Origin of the sequence: Thermoplasma sp. Kam2015 (genome assembly GCF_003205235.1) — an archaeon.
Classification (GTDB): Archaea; Thermoplasmatota; Thermoplasmata; order Thermoplasmatales; family Thermoplasmataceae; genus Thermoplasma.
On sequence record NZ_QJSM01000022.1, the window covers coordinates 1 to 3,680 of the forward strand.

General features: G+C 39.5%; 8 protein-coding genes. 7 read left to right on the forward strand and 1 reads right to left on the reverse strand.

What is annotated here, in order from left to right:
- On the reverse strand, positions 1 to 205 hold a 205-nt coding region (locus DMB44_RS04830; protein ID WP_153280156.1), incomplete at its 3' end, for a hypothetical protein.
- A gap of 195 nt (positions 206 to 400) precedes the next feature.
- On the opposite strand from DMB44_RS04830, the gene DMB44_RS04835 reads away from it, so the two are divergent.
- The 7 genes from DMB44_RS04835 to DMB44_RS09685 all read left to right on the forward strand — a co-directional run bounded on the left by DMB44_RS04835 (position 401) and on the right by DMB44_RS09685 (position 3,516).
- Entirely contained in the window at positions 401 to 769 is a 369-nt protein-coding gene (locus tag DMB44_RS04835; RefSeq protein ID WP_110641396.1) for a hypothetical protein, read from the forward strand.
- Between the two features lie 5 nt (positions 770 to 774).
- Positions 775 to 1,056, forward strand: coding sequence for a hypothetical protein (locus DMB44_RS04840; protein ID WP_110641398.1), 282 nt, complete (start codon positions 775 to 777; stop codon positions 1,054 to 1,056).
- 267 nt (positions 1,057 to 1,323) lie between these two features.
- Positions 1,324 to 1,746 carry a hypothetical protein gene (locus DMB44_RS04845; RefSeq protein ID WP_110641400.1) on the forward strand — a complete coding sequence of 141 codons (423 nt, stop codon included), beginning with the start codon at positions 1,324 to 1,326 and terminating at the stop codon, positions 1,744 to 1,746.
- A gap of 126 nt (positions 1,747 to 1,872) precedes the next feature.
- A complete protein-coding gene (locus DMB44_RS04850) occupies positions 1,873 to 2,112 on the forward strand; it encodes a hypothetical protein (protein WP_110641402.1) in 240 nt (79 codons plus the stop codon).
- Positions 2,113 to 2,285: 173 nt separating this feature from the next.
- Positions 2,286 to 2,546 (forward strand): hypothetical protein, encoded by a 261-nt coding sequence (locus DMB44_RS04855; RefSeq protein ID WP_110641404.1) that lies wholly within the window; start codon positions 2,286 to 2,288, stop codon positions 2,544 to 2,546.
- 231 nt (positions 2,547 to 2,777) lie between these two features.
- A complete protein-coding gene (locus DMB44_RS04860; protein ID WP_110641406.1) occupies positions 2,778 to 3,206 on the forward strand; it encodes a hypothetical protein in 429 nt (142 codons plus the stop codon).
- Between the two features lie 187 nt (positions 3,207 to 3,393).
- Positions 3,394 to 3,516, forward strand: coding sequence for a hypothetical protein (locus DMB44_RS09685; RefSeq protein WP_255414316.1), 123 nt, complete (start codon positions 3,394 to 3,396; stop codon positions 3,514 to 3,516).
- The last annotated feature ends 164 nt before the right edge of the window (positions 3,517 to 3,680 follow it).

Below are 3,680 nucleotides of genomic sequence, written 5' to 3' on the forward strand. Positions count from 1 at the left end.
TGTTGATTATTGATAATTCCCTCGATGCATTCGCTATATCTGTTATCGGATCATCGTACACGTAATAGTTTACACGCGGTCCGAGATCCAGGTTCTTCCTATGAAGCTGTGTTTGTGGATGAGAGGCGAAGTAGGCGAAGGAGAAGAATGCAGCGAAGACAAGTATAGCGACAAGGACGATGGAGAAAATCTTATCCCTCGTCATGCAATATCATGAAAACATGAGTTAATTTTATTTAAATTTTCATCTCTTAACGTTATTATAGAAAGGTTAGGAGTTTGGGGGAAGCAGTAAAACTCCCTCTTCGTACAGGAGATGCACGGACTTCCTTCAATAGAATGATTTATGAACTTTCTTCCCATATTTTTTTGTATCATCCACGATAGCCAGGTGCAAAAGATGGTCGAAGCCTACGACGAAGCCAGTTGGATCCCGCAAAGCGGAACCATATCTGTGGCCATTGGGACAGCCCAATTCTCTAGTGAGACAATCGATTTCCTCGTCAATATTTCTGAAATTGAGGCAGAGGAGAAAACCATCCGGTTTAGAAGGCCGTTGTCATTCATAGTTAAATATGATGAACATGGCTTTTTTAACGTGGACGATGATCTAATCTCCATTCACGAGAGTGATGCAGATTTCAACAGGCTCATAGACAAAATCAGAGAGGATCTGGAGATACAATGGGAGGATATTGTAATGGCCGATGATAAGGATCTATATGATGATGCGGTGAAGCTCAAAAGGTATCTTCTGTCATTCATGTGATTTATTTGACTGTTGTCAACAAAGGCAAAATAGCCAATAGCCTTCTATCAAAGGGATTCAGAGAGGACCGTAAGAAGGATCACAGAGTCTTCAGGCTGTTTGTTAATGGCCGCAGAACCAGAGTAATCACAAAGATCAGCCATGGCGCTAGGGAATATGATGACCATCTGCTGAATCTTATGGCAAGGGAGATGTACCTCTCCAAAGATGAACTGATAAAATTTATATATTGTGAGATAGATTATGCGGAATATTTTAAGATATTAAAGGAAAAAGCCATTCTGTGAAAAATTCTTCAAATACTGAAAAGATCTAGAGTTCAAGAATTGGCATATGCATTATAATGGGCGAACAGGTCAAATAAGCATATCTGATTAAATATTTAAGTAACAATTTGTAATGGTAGCCCCTATTTAATGAGATTGTGCCTCATATGACGCACACACCAGTCGGTCTTGCTTCGGGCACATTATTCTCTCCTGCGGAGTGCATTTCAGGGGAGGGGGCTTAGAGGGCCTAGATAATTTTAATAACAAATAATACATAGTTAGAACATGTCAGATAATTTGAACAATTCCAAAATCGGAAGAAACCAGCTTGTATCAAACGAAGGACTCTACTATGTATGCTACCAGCTCAGCAAGAGGGGGTGGAATGCCATGCCTACATCTAGAAATGCAAGGGGAATAGATGTTTTGATCTATAACAGAGAAGGCACAAAAATGCACACAATTCAGGTAAAAGCACTCTCTGACAGAAGCCCGGCGCCGTTTGGAAGCAAACTTGACAATCTGATAGCAGAATATGTTTTCATAGTAAACAATCTCTCAAAGGAACCTAATCTTTATATTATGGATACGCAAACAGCAAGGGGGTTGATTCATGAAGGAGAAAAAAACGGGAAGAAAAGTTATTGGTTTCAGCCAAACGATTATGAAAAATTCAAAGACAACTGGAGTATAATAGGCGAGAGCTGATTTGGTATTCGCTTAAAACATTAATCAAATCCCGACCGGTCCATTCGTCATAATATCAAAAAGTAGCTGATTTACGTGTTTTTCTTACGAATAGGAATATATATATATGAATTTGATTGTAATATTATGGCAAAGAAGATAAAGAGCATAAAGGTACTTCATTTTGATGAGAGTACCCAGAAAGGAGAAAGAATACAGCAGGCATCTGTTCTTATAGAGATAGAAGGTGAAAGACCAAAATTAATTCAGGGAACACAGGTTTTGAAGGGAGATATAAACGGTAAACATACTATCAGTTATACTATCTTTGATGGAAAGAGTATTGGAAAAGCCACATATTCCATAGAAACTATTGAAAAAAAATGAAAAGGAGTCTAAACTTAAAATCGTTGGCATAAGTGAAGGAAAAGCTTGTTGCGGTAATGGCAATCCGATTGATACAACCGTATTAGTATCAAATAAAACATATAGAGCAAATGGCTGTAATGTAGGAGCTAATTTTATATGCCAGAAAATAGGTTATTGTTAAAGGCGATAAAATGGTTGGATTTCATCCTATAAATAAAACCATGACGGCTGGAACATTTATGTTCATAGGCTCAATGTTAATAATCGCACTCGGAGCTCTATTCCATTATCTTCGATACTCTGCTTCATTGTATCTTTCATTCTTCTTCTATGGCCTCGGAATATTTTTTCTTTCAGCAATAGTTTTATTCATAGGGGCTTTACTGGCAGCCAAGAGCGGAAAATTACAGAGAAGAGCTAGTGATATATGGAATAACAGAAAATTAAAATGATTAAAAAATGAAAAATAAACTAGGTTAGGATTTAAATGTATTAAAATAAGGTCTTTTCCTTGAATATTTAACTCTTAATTATGTGGTTAATAACTAGTATTCCATCCTGCGAAGTGCATTTCAGGGGAGGGGCTTAAGGGGGTGCTTGACCGCACAATGCCGCTACGCTTAGTGCGGAAGACAATTAACACAAAACTATATAGTAAAACAGCATCTTTTTTCCGAGGGTAAATGGTAAAAGAGGGAGAAGAAGAGAGTGGCTCTGATAAGAGCAGTAATGGCGGATCTTTACCTGAAAAAAGTATTCCAGATGCTTCGATTCATAATGGCAAGCAAACGCAACAGGCAGACTTAAACCAGCTTTCAGCTTTGGCAACCGCTTTCCTGCCATTGGCTCAGCAATATGTAGACCTTCAGAAGTCTAAATTGGAAAATGCCGTCAAAAGAGACGAAAAAGCCGGAATCCATAACAGGAAGCTTACTATGTCTTTGCTGATATTTCTGGGTCTCGTTATTATTGCAATGGCAGTACTAACTTACTTTGGAAAAGTGTCTGGAGACGCCCTATTATTCTTAGTAGGAATAATAGTAGGATATCTTATGAACATGATTCAGGGGTTGCTTTACTCTCCATGGGAGACTGATACGGAAGAGCAATAGTATTCGATTAAAACATTAATCAAATCCCGACCGACTCACATGCGATATCCCTCACCACAGTACAGGGCAGGCTGGCATATCCAGTGGCTCATTTACCCTTGATCTATAAATACAGGGGTGAATGCGCAGATGCAGGAACTGCGGCTTCTAACTCCATGCGGATCTGAATGCCTCAAGGAACATCGAAGTGCTCGGTACATCTGAGTACTTCAGGCTGCTGTCAACCGGCCGATCGCTGCGGTTCAATGAAACCTCATCTGTGGATGTAAGGGAGGCCAGCGACAAGCTCCGAAGCTTTAGCGAAGAGTAGCTGACCTGAATTTTATTTTTTGATTATCTTTCCGTTTAGGCTGTAACTGTACCCTCTTTTGTCGTCCTTCTTCCTGGTGACCAGATCCTTGGCCATCAGGTTGTCAAGCCTGATCTCAACCGTTCTGAGCGTGACGTCGATGTTCTGCTTCCTCATCTCTTCAA